The 17,211-nt window shown below is 48.9% G+C and carries 19 protein-coding genes; 17 read left to right on the forward strand and 2 right to left on the reverse strand.

Annotation, left to right across the window (positions count from 1 at the left end; translation table 11 throughout):
• Positions 1 to 137: 137 nt before the first annotated feature.
• Positions 138 to 344: a hypothetical protein gene (locus EH243_RS02365; protein WP_126157044.1), complete on the forward strand. Its 207-nt coding sequence runs from the start codon at positions 138 to 140 to the stop codon at positions 342 to 344.
• 381 nt (positions 345 to 725) lie between these two features.
• Here the strand turns inward: EH243_RS02365 and rsmD are convergent, their stop codons facing one another.
• Together rsmD and EH243_RS02375 are read right to left on the reverse strand one after the other, a co-directional pair.
• Positions 726 to 1,337, reverse strand: a complete 612-nt coding sequence (gene rsmD, locus EH243_RS02370) for a 16S rRNA (guanine(966)-N(2))-methyltransferase RsmD (protein ID WP_126157045.1) — start codon at positions 1,335 to 1,337, stop codon at positions 726 to 728.
• A gap of 33 nt (positions 1,338 to 1,370) precedes the next feature.
• Positions 1,371 to 2,600: a peptidase M16 family protein gene (locus EH243_RS02375; RefSeq protein ID WP_126157046.1), complete on the reverse strand. Its 1,230-nt coding sequence runs from the start codon at positions 2,598 to 2,600 to the stop codon at positions 1,371 to 1,373.
• Between the two features lie 164 nt (positions 2,601 to 2,764).
• On the opposite strand from EH243_RS02375, the gene ftsY reads away from it, so the two are divergent.
• The 16 genes from ftsY (at position 2,765) to ribA (ending at position 17,071) form a co-directional block, all read left to right on the forward strand.
• On the forward strand, positions 2,765 to 4,153 hold the full coding sequence (gene ftsY / locus EH243_RS02380; protein ID WP_241234974.1) for a signal recognition particle-docking protein FtsY: 1,389 nt from the start codon (positions 2,765 to 2,767) through the stop codon (positions 4,151 to 4,153).
• Positions 4,154 to 4,196: 43 nt separating this feature from the next.
• Positions 4,197 to 4,859: a cell division ATP-binding protein FtsE gene (gene ftsE / locus EH243_RS02385; protein ID WP_126157047.1), complete on the forward strand. Its 663-nt coding sequence runs from the start codon at positions 4,197 to 4,199 to the stop codon at positions 4,857 to 4,859.
• Positions 4,849 to 5,868: a permease-like cell division protein FtsX gene (ftsX, locus tag EH243_RS02390; RefSeq protein ID WP_126157048.1), complete on the forward strand. Its 1,020-nt coding sequence runs from the start codon at positions 4,849 to 4,851 to the stop codon at positions 5,866 to 5,868. Before ftsE ends, ftsX begins: the two co-directional genes overlap by 11 nt.
• Before the next feature lie 281 nt (positions 5,869 to 6,149).
• Positions 6,150 to 7,007 carry an RNA polymerase sigma factor RpoH gene (rpoH, locus tag EH243_RS02395; protein ID WP_126157049.1) on the forward strand — a complete coding sequence of 286 codons (858 nt, stop codon included), beginning with the start codon at positions 6,150 to 6,152 and terminating at the stop codon, positions 7,005 to 7,007.
• 121 nt (positions 7,008 to 7,128) lie between these two features.
• Complete coding sequence (locus EH243_RS02400; protein ID WP_126157050.1) at positions 7,129 to 7,509, forward strand: DUF423 domain-containing protein; 381 nt, start codon at positions 7,129 to 7,131, stop codon at positions 7,507 to 7,509.
• 16 nt (positions 7,510 to 7,525) lie between these two features.
• Positions 7,526 to 7,726, forward strand: a complete 201-nt coding sequence (gene thiS, locus EH243_RS02405) for a sulfur carrier protein ThiS (protein ID WP_126157051.1) — start codon at positions 7,526 to 7,528, stop codon at positions 7,724 to 7,726.
• Positions 7,727 to 7,786: 60 nt separating this feature from the next.
• Positions 7,787 to 8,584, forward strand: a complete 798-nt coding sequence (locus EH243_RS02410) for a thiazole synthase (RefSeq protein WP_126157052.1) — start codon at positions 7,787 to 7,789, stop codon at positions 8,582 to 8,584.
• Between the two features lie 133 nt (positions 8,585 to 8,717).
• Positions 8,718 to 9,449, forward strand: a complete 732-nt coding sequence (gene trmB, locus EH243_RS02415; RefSeq protein WP_126157053.1) for a tRNA (guanosine(46)-N7)-methyltransferase TrmB — start codon at positions 8,718 to 8,720, stop codon at positions 9,447 to 9,449.
• 176 nt (positions 9,450 to 9,625) lie between these two features.
• On the forward strand, positions 9,626 to 10,279 hold the full coding sequence (locus EH243_RS02420) for a TetR family transcriptional regulator C-terminal domain-containing protein (RefSeq protein WP_126157054.1): 654 nt from the start codon (positions 9,626 to 9,628) through the stop codon (positions 10,277 to 10,279).
• A gap of 649 nt (positions 10,280 to 10,928) precedes the next feature.
• Positions 10,929 to 12,188 (forward strand): 5-amino-6-(D-ribitylamino)uracil--L-tyrosine 4-hydroxyphenyl transferase CofH, encoded by a 1,260-nt coding sequence (cofH, locus tag EH243_RS02425; RefSeq protein WP_126157055.1) that lies wholly within the window; start codon positions 10,929 to 10,931, stop codon positions 12,186 to 12,188.
• Positions 12,185 to 13,201, forward strand: coding sequence for a 2-phospho-L-lactate transferase (gene cofD, locus EH243_RS02430; RefSeq protein ID WP_126157056.1), 1,017 nt, complete (start codon positions 12,185 to 12,187; stop codon positions 13,199 to 13,201). The genes cofH and cofD overlap by 4 nt, the downstream gene beginning before the upstream one ends.
• A 13-nt stretch (positions 13,202 to 13,214) precedes the next feature.
• A complete protein-coding gene (gene cofC, locus EH243_RS02435; RefSeq protein WP_126157057.1) occupies positions 13,215 to 13,826 on the forward strand; it encodes a 2-phospho-L-lactate guanylyltransferase in 612 nt (203 codons plus the stop codon).
• Positions 13,827 to 13,835: 9 nt separating this feature from the next.
• On the forward strand, positions 13,836 to 14,621 hold the full coding sequence (gene cofE, locus EH243_RS02440) for a coenzyme F420-0:L-glutamate ligase (protein ID WP_126157058.1): 786 nt from the start codon (positions 13,836 to 13,838) through the stop codon (positions 14,619 to 14,621).
• Positions 14,618 to 15,286, forward strand: coding sequence for an NADPH-dependent F420 reductase (gene npdG, locus EH243_RS02445; RefSeq protein WP_126157059.1), 669 nt, complete (start codon positions 14,618 to 14,620; stop codon positions 15,284 to 15,286). The genes cofE and npdG overlap by 4 nt, the downstream gene beginning before the upstream one ends.
• 50 nt (positions 15,287 to 15,336) lie before the next feature.
• Complete coding sequence (locus EH243_RS02450; RefSeq protein WP_126157060.1) at positions 15,337 to 16,338, forward strand: TIGR03842 family LLM class F420-dependent oxidoreductase; 1,002 nt, start codon at positions 15,337 to 15,339, stop codon at positions 16,336 to 16,338.
• A gap of 124 nt (positions 16,339 to 16,462) precedes the next feature.
• Positions 16,463 to 17,071: a GTP cyclohydrolase II gene (gene ribA, locus EH243_RS02455; RefSeq protein ID WP_126157061.1), complete on the forward strand. Its 609-nt coding sequence runs from the start codon at positions 16,463 to 16,465 to the stop codon at positions 17,069 to 17,071.
• Positions 17,072 to 17,211: the final 140 nt, after the last annotated feature.

Raw genomic sequence — 17,211 nt, forward strand, 5'->3', positions numbered from 1 at the left:
CCCTACGGGTTAGCGATGTGGGTGTCGATGAAGAATGAATCGCACCAAGGTGAACGAGATTATGTTTCGGTATTGATGTTTGATGTTGCGATTCGCAAAGCTCATCAGCACCCTACGGGTTAGCGATGTAGGGTGTGATGAAGAATGAATCGCACCGAGAGGGTCGTGATTATGTCTCGGTATCGATGTTTGATGGTGCGATTCGCAAAGCTCATCAGCACCCTACGGGTTCGCGATGTAGGGTGTCGATGAAGAATGAATCGTACCGAGAGGGTCGTGATTATGTCTCGGTATTGATGGTTAATGGTGCGATTCGCAGAGCTCATCAGCACCCTACGGGTTAGCGATGTAGGGTGTCGATGAAGAATGAATCGCACCGAGAGGGTCGCGATTATGTTTCGGTATCGATGTTTGATGGTGCGATTCGTAAAGCTCATCAGCACCCTACGGGTTAGCGATGTAGGGTGCCGATGAAGAATGAATCGCACCAAGGTGAACGTGATTATGTTTCGGTATTCATGATTAATGGTGCGATTCGTAAAGCTCATCAGCACCCTACGGGTTAGCGATGTAGGGTGCCGATGAAGAATGAATCGCACCAAGAGGAACGTGATTATGCTTCGGTATTCATGGTTGATGGTGCGATTCGCAAAGCTCATCAGCACCCTACGGGTTAGCGGTGTAGGGTGTCGATGAAGAATGAATCGCACCAAGGGGGGTGATGATTAAAGGGCTCTTTTATAAAGCCGGTAGGTGACCTGTCCGGCGGTTTTTTCTCGGTATAGCGTCCAATTGTCGGGCACTAAGGGGTCGGTGAGCTCTTTTTCGGTTTCTAGATAGATCATCGCGGTGCTGGTGAGTAGGCCGTTCTGTTCCAGCAACTGACAGCAGATAGCGGAAAGGTCTTGATGAAAGGGTGGATCGAGAAAAACCACATCGAATTGTACGTCTAAATCGCCACTGCGCTTTTCCAACCAGTCGGTGGCCGAGCTGGTGATCAGCTCCGCATTTTGGGTTTTCAGGTCTTGAATGTTCTGCCTTAATTGGCGAATCACCACCGATGAATTATCGACCATGGTGACATGGGCTGCACCGCGGGAGAGGGCTTCAAAGCCGAGTGCGCCACTGCCGCTGAACAGATCGAGACAGCGGCCAGCAGGGATATAAACCGACAACCAATTAAACAGGGTTTCTCTGACCCTATCGGGGGTGGGTCTAAGGCCTTCTACTTCGGGAAAGCTCAGTTTACGGCCACGCCATTCGCCACCAATGATCCGTAACTGTTGGTTTCCAGAACTGATTTTCTGAGAAGCGCGTTGTGGGCGACGTCTAGCCATGTTGATTCCTTAAAAGATTGAACGTTGCAATGCTCAGTATGCCGGCAGAATGAGTTGGTAGCGCTCGGGACCGGTGAGAAATTGACGGATTGTTTCCCTGACCGCCTTGTCGTCGGCTTGATTGAGTTTCGCTTCGACATTATTTAGGTAGTCTAAGGGTAGTTGATAAAACGCAATGGTATCGAGCATCGCCAATTGGGCGCTTCTCTGTTCCATCTGCGTTTTGTAGTTATTCACTAGCCTCTCTCGGGTTTCATTGATAAGTCGGTCATCGAGTTGTGCCAGTAGCGACTTCATCAGCGGTGAGAGGTCGGTATCAGCGTTGATATTGGTGCCCTGCTGAATCATAGCGAGATAACCCTGCTTGTCCAGCGATTTCCAGATGAGACGGGCTTTGAACTCTGACTGTTGTTCTAACAGTTGTTGTAGCGTGCTCACCGCTAATCGCTCGGTAGCAAAGTGAGGTTGTTGGCGGCCGGGCAACACGAGGCCGGTTAGCAGGTAGGTTTGGTTGCCCTGCGGTGGTAGGCGCTGGTGGGTTGGCGCAATCGCCATTAACGGATTGATTTGTGTGTTGCTGGAAGCATGAAATACTGTGCTGAGTTGTTGTGCCAGAGCTTTGGTATTGGGCCCCAGGAGCGTGAGGGTCATGGCGCTGGGCGTAATGCTGTGGCGATAAACATCGGCAAAACGCTGCAGGGGGTGGATGGTCGTCGATCCATTGATCTGGTTGCCGAATTCGCTGAGTAGCCGGTTTTCGGGATCTTTGAGGTTTAAATATTGCTCGGCTTCGAGTCGCGTCCAGCGTTGTTCGAGCTCAGCGCTTGGCCGGTAGCGCAGCTGTTGTAAAAGTTGCTCGACTAATACCTGTATCTTATCGGTTTGATCGGCGGACACTGCCGGTATAGTTAATGATATCTTGATCTTATCGGGGGATATGCCGACGCGGAGTGTGGCCTTCAGCGCACTAAACGACGGTAATGAGGTTAAGTCGATTAATTGTTGTTTAACGTGTTGTTCTAATAGCTTTTGTAACAATTGCTGATCACTATTAATGGCTGCGCCGGTACGGAACAAAAAATTGAGCTGCAGATCAGAATCGTCCTCGTTGACAAAATAGAGAGGCAAGTCCGCCTGTTGCTTGATGTCGATATAGGTCGAACGATTATGGCCAGCGGTCAGTAACACAATGGCAATGGCGACGATCCAGACGATAATCTTCAGGTAGGTACGGTTGAATAGCGGCGGTTTGGCTTCTGACATCGATGCGTCCTGATCATTTTATGGCCTGTTTCCAGTGCCCTAGCTGGGCTTTACTATGGTAAGATATTCGGCCTCAAAGAAACATACAGGACGACTCGCGGATGGAACAGGGATTACCCTGTTTTTTTGCACTTTCAGCGCCTGGCATCGGACAGTAAACAAGCATGTTTAAGAAGCTTAAATCAATTTTCAAGTCTGAGAAAAATGATACTCAGAAAGGTTCAGCCGAGGCAGTCGAACTGCCAGCTGAACAGGCGGAAGCGGTTGTCGAACAGGATGAGATCTCCGTCGCACAGGTTGAGCCAGCAGCGATAGAAACCCCTGTTGAAGACGTTATATCGGCTGACGAGACAGCGGTCGAAGAAGCCCTAACGGTGGACGCAGCGGTCGAGATCGAAAAGCCAGAACCGGTGATAGCAGAGGCTCTTGCGGAACCAGTCCTTCCGGTTGCCGAGGAGCAACCCGTTGCTGATGAAGTGATAACGCCGAGTGCGGATAACGAATCGCCAGCCGAAACGCTCAGTGCCACAGCTCCTGAAGAAATGCCCGTCGATGAACCGGTAGATGTCGCTGAGCCTGCGGTTTCGGTCGAACCTGAAGAGGCAGCGGCAACCGCTGCTGTTGAGACTAAACAGAAGCCCGGCTTTTTTGGCCGCATTAAAGCAGGCTTGAGCCGCACCAAAGGCAATCTAACTGAAGGTTTGGGTAATCTGTTTCTCGGTGCTAAAGAGATCGATGATGATCTATTTGAAGAGATCGAGACCCAACTGTTGCTGGCGGATGTCGGGGTTGAGGCAACGACAGAGATCATCGATAAGCTAACCGCCCGCGTGAGTCGTAAACAATTGGCCAATGCCGATGCGCTCTATACTGCGTTAAAAGAAGAACTGGCGGGACTGTTGGATCAGGTAGAACAACCGATCGACTTCAGCCAGAGTAAAGGGCCATTTGTGCTGCTGATGGTGGGGGTTAATGGTGTGGGTAAAACCACCACTATCGGTAAGCTGGCGAAGAAATATCAGGCGGAAGGCCGGTCCGTGATGTTAGCGGCAGGTGATACCTTCCGTGCCGCGGCTGTCGAGCAACTGCAAGTTTGGGGTGATCGCAACAATGTGCCCGTGGTGGCTCAACATACCGGGGCGGACTCCGCTTCGGTTATCTATGATGCGCTGCAATCGGCGCAAGCTAAGAATATCGACGTGTTGATTGCCGATACCGCAGGGCGTTTACAGAATAAAGATCATCTTATGCAGGAACTTGAAAAAGTTGTGCGGGTGATGAAAAAGTTAGACCCCGATGCGCCCCATGAAGTGATGCTAGTGCTGGATGCGGGCACCGGTCAAAACGCCATGAGCCAAGCGAAGCTGTTTAAAGAGGCGGTGGGCGTCAGCGGTATTAGCTTGACGAAACTAGACGGTACCGCAAAAGGCGGTATTATCTTTGCCATCGCTAAACAGTTGGATCTGCCGATTCGTTATATTGGTGTCGGCGAGCAGGTTGATGATCTGCGGCCTTTTAAAGCGAAAGAATTTGTGTCGGCCCTGTTTGATTAGCCGGTTTTTAGCAACGACCTAACATCATGTATCGAATATACGAATGATCAGTTTCGACAACGTCACCAAGCGCTACCCCAATGGCTATGATGCACTGAGTCAGGTTAATTTTAGCCTTGCCAGTGGTGAGATGGCCTTTTTGACTGGTCACTCCGGTGCGGGTAAAAGTACGCTACTCAAGCTGTTGATGCTGATGGAACGGCCTTCTAATGGCCGCGTATTGATGGGCAATCAGGATTTAGCCACCTTAAGTAATCGGCAGATTCCCTATCATCGCCGTCGCGTGGGCGTGGTGTTTCAGAATCATCAGTTACTGTTCGATCGATCCGTGTTTGAAAATATTGTCTTGCCGTTGCGGATTTGTGGCTTTGACCCCGCCGATGCCACGCGTCGAGCGCGGGCGGCACTGGATAAGGTTGGTCTGTTAGATAAAGAGAAACTTAATCCGGTGGTTTTGTCGGGTGGTGAACAACAGCGGGTGGGTATTGCCCGCGCGATTGTGCATAAACCGCAAGTATTGTTGGCCGATGAGCCGACCGGCAACCTAGACCCGAAACTCTCTGAAGAGGTGATGCGGTTGTTTCAGCAGTTTAACCAAGTAGGCACCACGGTATTGATTGCCAGCCATGATTTGGGCTTGATTGCGCGGATGCCTCACCGGGTGATCACCCTCAACCGGGGTAGGTTGGTGGCCGATGGAAAATAATCAACGTCGCAAAGGGGCTGTACGGGTTGAGCCAAACCCGAAACGGGATGCGAAGATTCATCGCGGCGCAGAACACCATCGACTGAAAATGTCGGATAAAGGGCGTAGCTACCTACGGCATAACCTTGAGGTTGCTAAGCAATCCTACTTTTCGCTGTTGGCGCAGCCCCTAACGACCTTTATGACATTGGCGGTGCTGGCCATCGCGTTAGCACTGCCGGGTGCGCTCTATACGGGGCTGAAAAACCTGCAGCAGTTAGGCGATGGCTGGCAGGGTGATCCTCGAGTTGCTCTGTATCTCAAAATGACAGCCTCCGATGAAGATGCAGAGACGCTCAGTCGTGAATTGCTATTGCGGGATGATGTCGCCGGTACCGAATTGATTACGGCCCAGCAGGGGATGCTTGAGTTTCAGGCGATGTCTGGCTTTGGCGATGTCTTCAGCTTTCTGGATAGTAATCCGCTACCTGCCGTGGTGATGGTAATGCCGCGGAACCTGTCGGTGACGGAGGTGCCGCTACTGCAGGCAAAATTACAGGCGTTACCCCAGGTGGACGAAGCGGTGGTCGATATGGAGTGGGTACAGCGCTTGGCTGGGTTTGTGCTCTTGGCCGAGCGGATGGTTTGGGTGCTGACGGCACTGTTTATCACAGCGGTACTGCTGGTTGTGGGTAATACGATCCGCTTATCCATTGAAAGCCGGCGTGACGAAATCATTATTGCTAAGCTGGTGGGGGCGACCGATGCCTATGTGCGGCGTCCTTTCCTTTATGACGGTGTTTGGTTTGGGGTGGCTGGCGGCCTAGCGGCTTGGGTACTGATTCAACTGAGTTTGTTGTTACTGAATAGCCCAGTTGAACACCTGGTGAGGCTGTATAATAGTCAGTTTGAACTGGCCGGTTTGGGCTTTGGTGAAACCATTTTACTGCTGATCTTGAGTATCTTGCTGGGGTTAGCCGGTGCTTGGTTGGCCGTCGGGCGTCATCTTCGTGAGATTCAGCCACAATAGGTGTTTGCGCCGATTATTCTTTAAAATGAGTAAATTTTGCGCTGCATCAAACCTAAACGCAGGATTAAGTGTAAATATAGGTAAAGTGACTAAGGCGTTATGCTTGCCATCTGCTAGTCTTGTCGTTATCTTTGTTGGTCCGCTAGACGCCCATATGATTAAAGAGCCTGTAAGTGGGTGTGGTTAGTGGTTTTATATAGTTGGAACTAATCTGACTGAAGAGTGTCATAGCTGTAACTTATACTGATACTCTTTAAACGAATAAGTAATGAGGTTGAGAAATGGGCAAGAGCCTACGGGTCATTGAAGTATTATCTCCGGGTCAAAATCTGGAGGCATATATACGTCAGGTGACTGCGATTCCTGTTCTCACAGTAGAAGAGGAACGCGGACTGGCACAACGTCTGTATTTCGAGAACGATCTTGAAGCAGCGCGTCAGTTGGTATTATCTCACATGCGATTTGTCGTGCATGTTGCTAAGTCTTATTCCGGTTATGGTCTGTCTCAGGCTGACTTGATTCAGGAAGGTAACGTTGGCTTGATGAAAGCCGTGAAACGTTTCGATCCGACCATGGGCGTACGTCTAGTGTCTTTTGCCGTGCATTGGATTAAGGCGGAGATGCATGAATTTATTCTACGTAACTGGCGTATTGTTAAAGTTGCGACCACGAAAGCACAGCGTAAACTGTTCTTTAACCTGCGTAGCAAGAAGAAAAATCTTGGCTGGTTAACCAATGATGAAGTCACCGCGATGGCGGGTGATTTGGGTGTTGATGAGCATGTTGTCCGCGAGATGGAAGGTCGGATGAGCAGTGCCGATATGGCCTTCGATGCACCGGTGGGTGACGATGATGAACGGGCTTATCAATCGCCTGCTTATTTTCTGGAAGATCATAGTCAAGATCCTGCTAGCCAGGTGGAAGACTCTAACTGGGAGGCTGACTCTAATCAGCGTCTGAGCAAAGCGATGGAACAACTGGATGAGCGTAGCCGTGACATCCTGGTCCAGCGTTGGTTAGGTGAAGATAAAGCCACACTGCATGAGCTGGCAGCACGCTATGAAGTGTCAGCGGAACGGATTCGTCAGTTAGAAAAGAACGCGATGAAGAAAATTAAGGTCTCGATGTTAGAAGCCTGAACATTCAGTCTTCTACGATGCGAGTAAAAAAAGCCGCCCTCCCTTGAGTGCGGCTTTTTTATTGCTTATCGCGACCGCTTAGCTTTGTTAGAATAGCTACCCTTATCTCCCGGAACTCTTTATGTCTGCTCGATTTGTTATTTTTTGCACCGCGCTGAGTGGTTTTATCACCGTAGGCTTGGGTGCCTTTGCTTCACACATGCTGCGTACGCAATTGAGTGAGCGGCTATACGATGTGCTACAGACCGGTATTCAATATCAGATGTTTCATACGTTAGCGTTATTCGGTGTGGGCATACTGATGCTGCGTCAGCCCGATCGGGGTTGGAATCAGACAGCGATATTGTTTATCACGGGGATGGTTTTTTTCAGCGGCAGTCTCTATATGCTGGCGCTCAGTGGTCAGCATTGGTTAGGAGCGATAACCCCTGTGGGTGGCGTGTTGTTCCTAGCGGGCTGGTTAAATCTTGGCCGGGTTGCATTTCGGCAGTTAAGTGAATAGACGTGGAACAAGCTCAATGTTGATACAGGTGAATGGTGACAGTCTAGACGTTCAAGAAGGCGCTTCGGTAGCGGACCTGATTGAGCAGCTAGGATTAGGGGAGCGTCGTGTAGCCGTCGAGCTAAATCTGGAGATCGTACCCCGTAGCCGCCATGCTAACACTAAGCTTAGCGAAGGCGACCGGGTTGAAGTAGTACATGCGATAGGTGGCGGTTGAAGAGTCGCAACCGGATACATGCTTTAGAGAATATGACAGAATCTAATTGGGTAGAACACAATGTCTGAACAACAGAATGATCCATTGATTATTGCAGGCCGTAGCTTTCAGTCACGGCTTTTGATTGGTACTGGTAAATATCGCGATCTGGAAGAAACCCGTTTGGCGATCGAAGCCAGTGGCGCAGAAATTGTCACGGTAGCGGTGCGACGTACGAATCTTGGTCAAAATCCGGATGAACCTAATCTTTTAGATGTTATCTCTCCCGATAAGTACACTATTCTGCCGAATACTGCGGGTTGTTTTAATGCGGAAGACGCTATTCGCACCTGTATGCTGGCCCGTGAATTGATGGATGGTCACGACTTGGTGAAGCTGGAAGTATTGGGCGACCAGAAAACACTGTATCCAAATGTGGTCGAAACCATTAAAGCCGCCGATGTCTTGGTGCGGGATGGTTTTAAAGTGATGGTTTATACCAGCGATGATCCAATCGTTGCCAAAGAGTTAGAATCGCTCGGTTGTGTGTCGATTATGCCGTTGGGCTCGATGATCGGTTCTGGATTGGGGATTCTCAACCCTCACAATATCAATGTGATTATGGAAGATTGCAAAGTGCCGGTGTTAGTGGATGCCGGTGTCGGTACCGCTTCTGAAGCGGCCTTTGCCATGGAGATGGGCTGTGAAGCGGTATTGATGAACTCGGCGATTGCCGGTGCCCGCAATCCTATGCTGATGGCCTCTGCGATGCGTAAGGCGATTGAAGCCGGTCGTGAAGCGTATTTAGCTGGGCGGATGCCGCGGAAGAAATACGCCAGCGCCTCTTCGCCAATGGAAGGCACCATCGTATCTAAATAATAATGCCTAACCTGCGTTATTAACCTATTGATTTATATGTAAAGGTGGCCCGTTAGGCTGTCTGATTAAACCAACGATTGTAGCAGCCTGATCCACCGATCAGGCTGTTTTGTTTTACTAAGAGTCCAGATTGATGTCAGAAGATAAAAAACCTGAACAGCAGACCTCAGAAGCCACTGAGGAAAAGTATATGCGTACCGTTAAAAGCTTCGTGTTGCGCGCTGGCCGGATGACGGAAGGCCAGCAGAAAGCAATGGAGACCGTATGGCCCGAAATGGGGCTGACGCTGGATCGGGGGATGCTCAATCTGGCAGAGGTGTTTGGTCGCGAGGCGCCGGTGGTGCTGGAGATCGGCTTTGGTATGGGGGATTCGCTGATTGAGATGGCGAAGCATCAGCCAGAGAAAAACTATATCGGTATCGAAGTGCATCGTCCTGGTGTGGGTCGCTTGCTGAGCAATATTGAGAAGGAAGGCCTGACGAATATCCGTGTCTTCTGTGATGATGCGATTGAAGTGTTGGCCCAATGTATACCCGATGAAAGCCTGAGTACACTGCAGCTGTTTTTCCCCGATCCTTGGCATAAGAAAAAACACCATAAACGTCGTATCGTCCAGCTATCCTTAGCCGAAACATTGCGTAAAAAGTTGAAGGTAGGCGGTCAGTTTCATATGGCTACCGATTGGGAAAATTACGCTGAGCATATGATGGAGATCATGAGTGCGGCGCCGGGCTACCGTAATGTAGCGGGTGATCAGGCTTATTCACCGCAGCCCGAGTGGCGTCCAGTGACTAAGTTCCAGAAGCGTGGCGAGCGTCTTGGCCATGGAGTGTGGGATCTTATGTTTGAGCGAACCGCCGATTAAGGCTAGCGGCCTTAAGGTTGGTAAAAAAGAGGGTTGCTGTGGTGTATTATCACGGCCTAAAAGGGTGTGTTTCAGTGTTAGGTTGAGACGCATCTTAGACTTTGTTTTTCTCATCCATGACCACATGGTAAAATAAGCGTTCAGTACTTCATTCTATTCCCGGATATCCCGCTACCATGCCGAATTCATCGGAAGAAATTGTTATTAACAAACCGCGTCGTCGCTCTCGTATTCGCGAAGCCCACGAGAATACAATTTTGCGTGCAGCAGAACAGTTGTTCTCGCAAAATGGCTATCATGGCACTGCGCTCGAAACGATTGCAGAAAAAGCTGGAATGTCGAAGCAAAATTTGATCTATTACTTCTCTTCTAAAGAGCTATTATACCAACGCGTGTTGCGAAATATCCTTGATATTTTGATCGAGAAGATGACTTTGATGGATCAGTTAGGCGACTCTCCCAGAGAGATACTCACTAACTATATCAAGAGTAAAATTGAGATTTCGCGGCACTATCCGAACGCATCTAAAGTGTTTGCTATCGAAATTATTAATGGCGCTCCCTATCTGAAAAAATATCTTCAGACCCATCTGACACCGGCTTTAGATGATGATGTGAAGCTGGTTGAAAAATGGATTGCGGAGGGTGTTATGGATAGAGTCGACCCCTACCATCTGTTTTTCATGATCTGGTCATCGACCCAGACCTATGCGGATTTCTCCTCCCAGGTAAGCCTCTCTCTTGGTAAAGAGAAGCTAGAGGATAATGATTTCGATCGCGCTACTGAGTTTTTGACACATCTCGTTATTAAAGGCTTAGGAATGAAGTAAATCTATCGATGATTACTTTGTACTAAGTTGTCTATTTAAACAGCCAGATAAGCTTCTTCGCAGAATATTATCTGGCTTTTTTACGTCTCGATAATACCTCTAGTGGTGCTTGATGGCCGTGATGAAGACGCTGCTTATTGGGTTTTCCTCGCGACATATTTTATCAATAGTATTCTTTCGGCTATCTCTTTTCTCAGTAAATCCGTCCGATTGGTTTTTATGATTAAGATATTAATTATATGTAAATCATTATTATTCAAATAGTTATGGTGTTTATTTGAGGGCTGTAATTACCTCGCAATAAAAGCTTGACCGTATGGTAAAAGTTAGTCTAGTATTATTTTACCGTTTGGTAAAAGTTTGTGGATGCAAACCTCTACCGAGAATAAGAATAAATAAGAAGTGGTGATACTGATGTCTATTCAGACCCTCTCAATTCAACAGCGGCTGATTTTTAAAACAGCCTTTTTGGTCATTAGCGTGGTTTTCGCTTCTGTCGTTTACATTGCTGTTTGTCTCCTTCGTTTCGCTATTCATTCTTTTCTCTGCAAGGTTGATTCAATGCTGAGTCGTGTTAATAACGTCAATCAGCGTCAGCACCCCACGTCTTTTCTTAGGTGTCATTGAATTTAAAATTAAGGAAAGAAATATGAATGCTCCGAGTATTTTAAGTTTGGATAACAGTGTGTCAGTGCAACAGAAACTGCTGGCGCAGTTGGATGGTATTAATGTCCGCATCCGCGACATACTGGTTTCTGTTATAGAGGGGACTGAGCTCTCAGAACCCGATGCCGTCACCCTATTTGGTGCTACAGGTGTCGAGCTTGATGGATTAATTGCAACAGCTGATTATCTGCGTCAACAGACTGTGGGCAACCAAGCAAGTTTTGTTATAACCCGCAACATTAACTTTACCAATGTTTGCTATATGGGCTGTAAGTTCTGTGGCTTTGCCAAGCGTAAAGATGAAGCCACTGCCGAGTTGCTGAGTTTTGAAGAGGTGGCCGATAGAGCTGAAGAGGCTTGGGCGCGGGGAGCCACTGAGGTCTGTATTCAGGGCGGTTTACATCCCGATATTGAGGGTAGCCATTACCGTGAAATCCTCAAGGCTATTAAGCTGCGTGTACCGGCGATGCATATCCATGCCTTTTCGCCTTTTGAAATCTGGTTTGGCGCATTAAAGAGCAAAATGTCTATTGCTGAGTTTATTCAAGATTTAATCGACCATGGTTTAGGCTCGATGCCGGGTACCGCCGCTGAGATTCTGGATGTTGAAATTCGTCAACAACTGACGCGGGATAAATTGACTACTGAGCAGTGGATTGAAATCATCACCACGGCTCATCAGTTAGGCTTGCCGACAACCGCTACCATTATGTATGGCCATATCGATAGTCCAGAACATTGGGCTTCGCACATCGGCAAAATACGCACAATCCAAAAGAAAACCGGTGGTTTTACTGAATTTGTTCCACTGGGATTTATTCACTACGAATCCCCGCTATATATGAATATTCCCAATGTTAGACCGGGTCCAACAGTAGATGAAAACATTCGTATGCATGCGGTATCTCGGCTGATGCTGCACGGTTGGGTCGATAATATACAGGCCTCTTGGGTAAAGCTGGGGCCAGAATATGCACAACAGATGCTACAGGCCGGCGCGAATGATCTGGGCGGCACGCTGATGAATGAAAGTATCTCGCGGGCCGCAGGTGGTAAGAATGAACAGGAGATTTTGCCGGAAGATATGATTCGCATGATCAGTGGTGCGGGGCGCGATCCAGTACGGCGTAACACGCTCTATAGCGTAGTTGAAACCTTTGCACGTCAACCCACTGAAATAGCTAGCCGAGAAGGCTTTCAGCTTATCGCGACCACAAACGCTAGCGTGCGGGTGGCCTCATGAGCTCGCCGTTGAAGGTTGTGCTGCTGAGCGGCGGTGTGGGCGGTGCCAAGATGGCCGAAGGTTTTGCTTTTAGCCGGTTTTCGGCGCAGTTCAGCGTGATTGGTAACGTGGCTGATGATCAGGCGTTTCACGGATTATGGGTGTCTCCCGATATTGATACCCTGACCTATACCCTAGCCGACGAGATCGATACCATCAAAGGTTGGGGGCTGAAGGATGAAAGCAACCAAGTGTTGGATCAGCTAAAAGGCTTAGGATCGGATACCTGGATGTATTTGGGGGATAAAGATTTCGCCACCCATATCTACCGTACCGAGCAGCGTCAGCAGGGGGTTAGACCCAGCGTGATTGCTGCTAATATCGCCCGCGCTTATGGTGTTAGCACACCAATTCTATTGCCTACCGATGACTGTATTCAAAATAAAGTGATGATTGAAAGTGGCTGGATCGATTTTCAGGATTACTTTGTCAAACACGCCTGCCAACCGGCAATACTGGATTTTCATATTGCCGGTATTGAGACCGCCTCGGCGACTCCAGAAGCCCTGAGTGCTATTGCTGGGGCCGATTTGATTGTGATTGCGCCGAGTAATCCGATTGTCAGTATTAAACCTATTTTGTCGGTGCCGGGCATCGTTGATGCGCTGCAGCAGTCTTCTGCATTTAAGGTAGCGATATCTCCACTAGTGAATGGCCAAACGGTGAAAGGTCCGGCGGATAAGATGATGACGGCTGCAGGCTATCGCTGTGATGTGATTGGGGTGGCGGATGTCTATAACGGCTTGATCGACGGCATGATTATCGATCAGCAGGATCGCGACATGATGTCTGAGCTATCCGCTAAGGTCGAATACGTATTGGCGACCGATACGCTGATGTTTAACCGACAACAGAAAGTCAGCCTAGCGGAAACCATTGTTCACTTTTATCAGGCGGGTAATGGGAAGGTCGCTGCTGCCTCTGCGCCGCTCCATGATTCTGCCCGTGAATCCGCGCCTCGCTTCGCGGTGTAACTAGGAGCTGGCTATGACGTTATCAATTGTTATTCCGATGAAAAGCCCTGAGCGTTCTAAAAGCCGTTTGGCGAAGGTGTTGAGCCGTAGCCAGCGGAAAAAGTTAACGCTGACTTTATTTGAAAAGAACCTTGGTTTTTTGCGTCAACGATATCCACAGCATAATGTGTTGGTGGTGACGGAATCGAAGCGTATTGAAGATATTTCCCGTAGTTTTGGTGCCGATGTGTTGTTGGAAGAGCAGAAACTAGCTGGTTTGAATGCTGCTGTCACCTTAGCCGCTGAGTATAACGCCCAGCGTGGAATTGAGACTCAACTTGTGATTCCCGGCGATATCGAAACGCTGGATTATCAGGAGATTGAATATCTGCTTAGCCATCGGGAAGCACGCCCGTCGGTGGTGGTTTGTCCCTCATATGATGGTGGAACCAATGCCATTATGACCACCCCGCCGAATGTGATGCCGTTCAGTTTTGGGCCAAACTCCTGTCAGGTCCACCTCTTGTCGGCCTTTGAAGCGGGGCTGCATACGCAGCGGCTGTTTCTTGAAAATCTATCTTTTGATGTCGATTGCCCCGATGACCTAAACCGAGCCGAAATCTGGTTTGAAAAAATATCTGCATAGGATGTTCTTATGAATAGTAATGCACATAACCAAGTCAGTATTCATGCGCTCGATGGCATTCCTGATATTCACCCTGGTGATGACCTGTCTGGCTTGATACTTGCGGCGCTCGATGGCAACCAATGCTCGCTTGATGACGGCGACATTATCGTGATTGCCCATAAAGTAGTGTCCAAACAGGAAGGTCAAATTATTGATCTGAATGATATTAGCCCAACCGTCGAAGCGCAGACGTTGGGCAGTGAACTGAATAAAGATCCACGCAAGGTGCAGGTGGTGTTATCGGAATCTAAACGTTTAGTCCGGACATCAAAGCGACCTGAACAGGATGAAGGCACGATTATCGCTGAACATCGATTGGGCTTTATCTGCGCCAATGCAGCGGTGGATGAGTCCAATGTGGATGCGGCTGGTAAGGTGATTCTCCTTCCCCATGACCCCGATCAGAGTGCCCGGGGCATTTGCCAAGACTTAGAACGGGCCAGTGGCAAATCATTAGGCGTTGTTATTACCGATACCTTTGGTCGCCCTTGGCGGATGGGCTTAGTAAATGTGGCCGTTGGTCTCGCCAATGTGCCGGCTAAAGTGGATCTCGCAGGGGATATGGATGCCTACGGCCGCGTGCTGTCGGTCACCGTTCCCGCGTTAGCAGATGAAATTGCAGCGGCTTCCGGTTTGCTGATGAGTAAAAACGGCAAAAAGCCGGTGTTGATATTTAAAGGCGTTGACTGGCAGCGATGTGAAAGTTCTGCCCGTGACCTAGTGCGCCCACAACAAGAGGATCTATTTCGATGAAAATTGCTATTTTGGGTGGAACAGGCCCGCAAGGGAAAGGATTGGCGCTGCGTTTTGCTGCGGCGGGTATTGATGTTGCACTAGGCTCTCGCGATGGTGAGCGGGCGGCTGAGATTGCGCAACAGTTGAACGAAAAACAGCCTGAGGCAACGGGTGTTATCAGTGGTGCCGATAATCGAGGAGTGACCGCGGCGGCTGATGAAATTGTGATTTTGGCGGTGCCTTTTGCTGCCCATAGCGCCACGCTAAAGGCGATTAAGCCTGATCTGAGCAATAAGATCCTAGTGGATATTGTTGTGCCACTGGCCGATGGCGATCCGAAAGCGGTGGATATGCCTGCAGAAGGCTCGGCCACAGAAGCCGCGCAAGCCTTGTTAGGCGATGGCATTCCCGTGGTCGGTGCGTTGCATAACGTCTCTGCCGCTACGTTGAATAATCTCGGTCAGCCGATTAACTGCGATATTTTAGTATGCGGTAACAACCTGCAGGCAAAAGAAGCTGTGATGGAATTGATTTCCAGCCTTGGTGTGAATGCCTATAACGCCGGTCCTGCCGTGAATGCTCGCTGTATTGAAGCGATTACCCCGATTCTAATTCGTCTGAATATTTCGAAAAAGGTGCCGTTCTCCCATGCGGGAGTGAAAATCTGGGCCCCTGATCATTAAGCATAAGCATCATCACTGATACGCAACAAGTCCTTACTAGGAGAATAATTATGGATTTCGGTATTACTTTTAAAGGTTTTATTAGCCCTGAGCGCGCCCGTAATTTGGCTAAACAAGCGGAAGAAGCCGGTTTTACACATTGCTGGTTTTATGATTCTCACGTTCTGTGGCGTGAATCATATCCGGCCATGGCAATGTGTATGGAACATACCTCTAAGATCAGTTTTGGTCCCTGTGTAACCCATCCTAATGCCCGTGATTGGTCCCAGGCGGCCAGTCTTTTCGGTAGCTTGGCGCTACAAAGTAATGGTCGTTTTCATATTGGCCTTGGTCGTGGTGACAGCGGTGTGCGGGTGTTGGGTAAAAAACCGGCCAACCTTGCCCGGGTAGCCGAGTTTACAACCAAGGTGAAGGCTTTGGTTCGAGGTGAAGAGGTGATGTATGACGATTGTCCGGCACCGGTAAAATTCCCTTGGGCGCAGGGCTATGAACTGCCTGTTTATATTGGAGCGTATGGTCCGAAAGCTTTGCAAACAGCGGGTGAAGTTGGTGATGGCGTAGTCTTGCAAATTGGCTCTCCGACACTGGTGGAATGGTTTAAGGATCAGGCGATCAATGCCGGTAAAGCGGCGGGGCGTGATATGAGTAACTATCAGGTTATTGCGTCTGCCCCCGCTTATTTTGGTACCAAAGAGCGCTGCCTTGAAGCAACCAAGTGGTTCCCGGCGATGGTGGGTAACCATGTGGCCGATATCGTTGAAAAGTATGGTGATAGCAGCGGTCAGGTGCCAGAAAGTTTGACCTCTTATATCAAAAACCGTCAGGGCTATGATTATTCTAAACATGGTCAGAGTGATAACCCATTCTTGGACTTCATTACTCCAGATATTGTTGATGAATTCTGTGTTTTGGGATCGGTTGATGAACATATCACTAAACTCAAAGCCCTTGAAGCCGCCGGTACGACTCAGTTCAATATCTATCTTGATAACGGTGATGAGGAGAATATCGTCGAGAAATACGGTAAGCATATTATTCCTCAGTTTAGCTAAGAAGACCTCAGTGCTCAGGCCTTTCGGGGCCTGAGCGGGTTATGTTGAAGTACTTCGATGCATTCTTGTTTCAAGGGGGGAGCTAGAGTCAAAGGGTTTAGCAAGGTTCTACACGGAGATAGTTATGTCGACAGAGGCTTATTTAGCAACGCTGACCGACGCGGTGAGTGTGCGTATGCCGACCGCCTATGGCGAATTTTTGATGACGGCGTTTACCGATCCTAATGATGGTAAAGAGCACATTATATTGGTCATGGGGCAGCCCCATTTGGTATCGGCACCGATCGTGAGAATTCATTCCGAGTGTGCCACTGGTGATCTGTTTGCCTCCTGCCGTTGTGATTGCGGTGAACAGTTGGATCGTTCATTGAGCATTATTGGCGAGGCCGGTTGTGGCGTATTGATCTATCTGCGTCAGGAAGGACGAGGCATTGGCTTGAAGAATAAACTGCGCGCATACCAATTGCAGGATCAAGGGTCGGATACGGTTGAGGCGAATCTACAGCTTGGCTTACCCGTCGATGGCCGTTGCTATGGGATCGCCGCCGCAGTACTCAATGCGCTGAATATTTCGACGCTGCGTTTGCTAACGAATAACCCGGATAAAATCAGTAGTTTAGAGACATTAGGTTTTGTCGTGAGCCGGTTACCGATACAGGTCGATTATCAACAATATAATTTGGCTTATATGCAGGCAAAACAGCTTAAAATGGGTCATCTGGTTAGCTTATAACTGCACTAGACGAGCTAGGATGGCGAGTTAAGACACCACGGGATCGATTCTTGATCCATATTTACCCAATCTAATGAACGAAAGAACAAAGAGAATATATATCTAAAAGAGGTCTCGAAAAACAATTTGACCATATGGTA

Origin of the sequence: Amphritea opalescens, assembly GCF_003957515.1 — a bacterium.
Lineage (GTDB): Bacteria > Pseudomonadota > Gammaproteobacteria > Pseudomonadales > Balneatricaceae > Amphritea > Amphritea opalescens.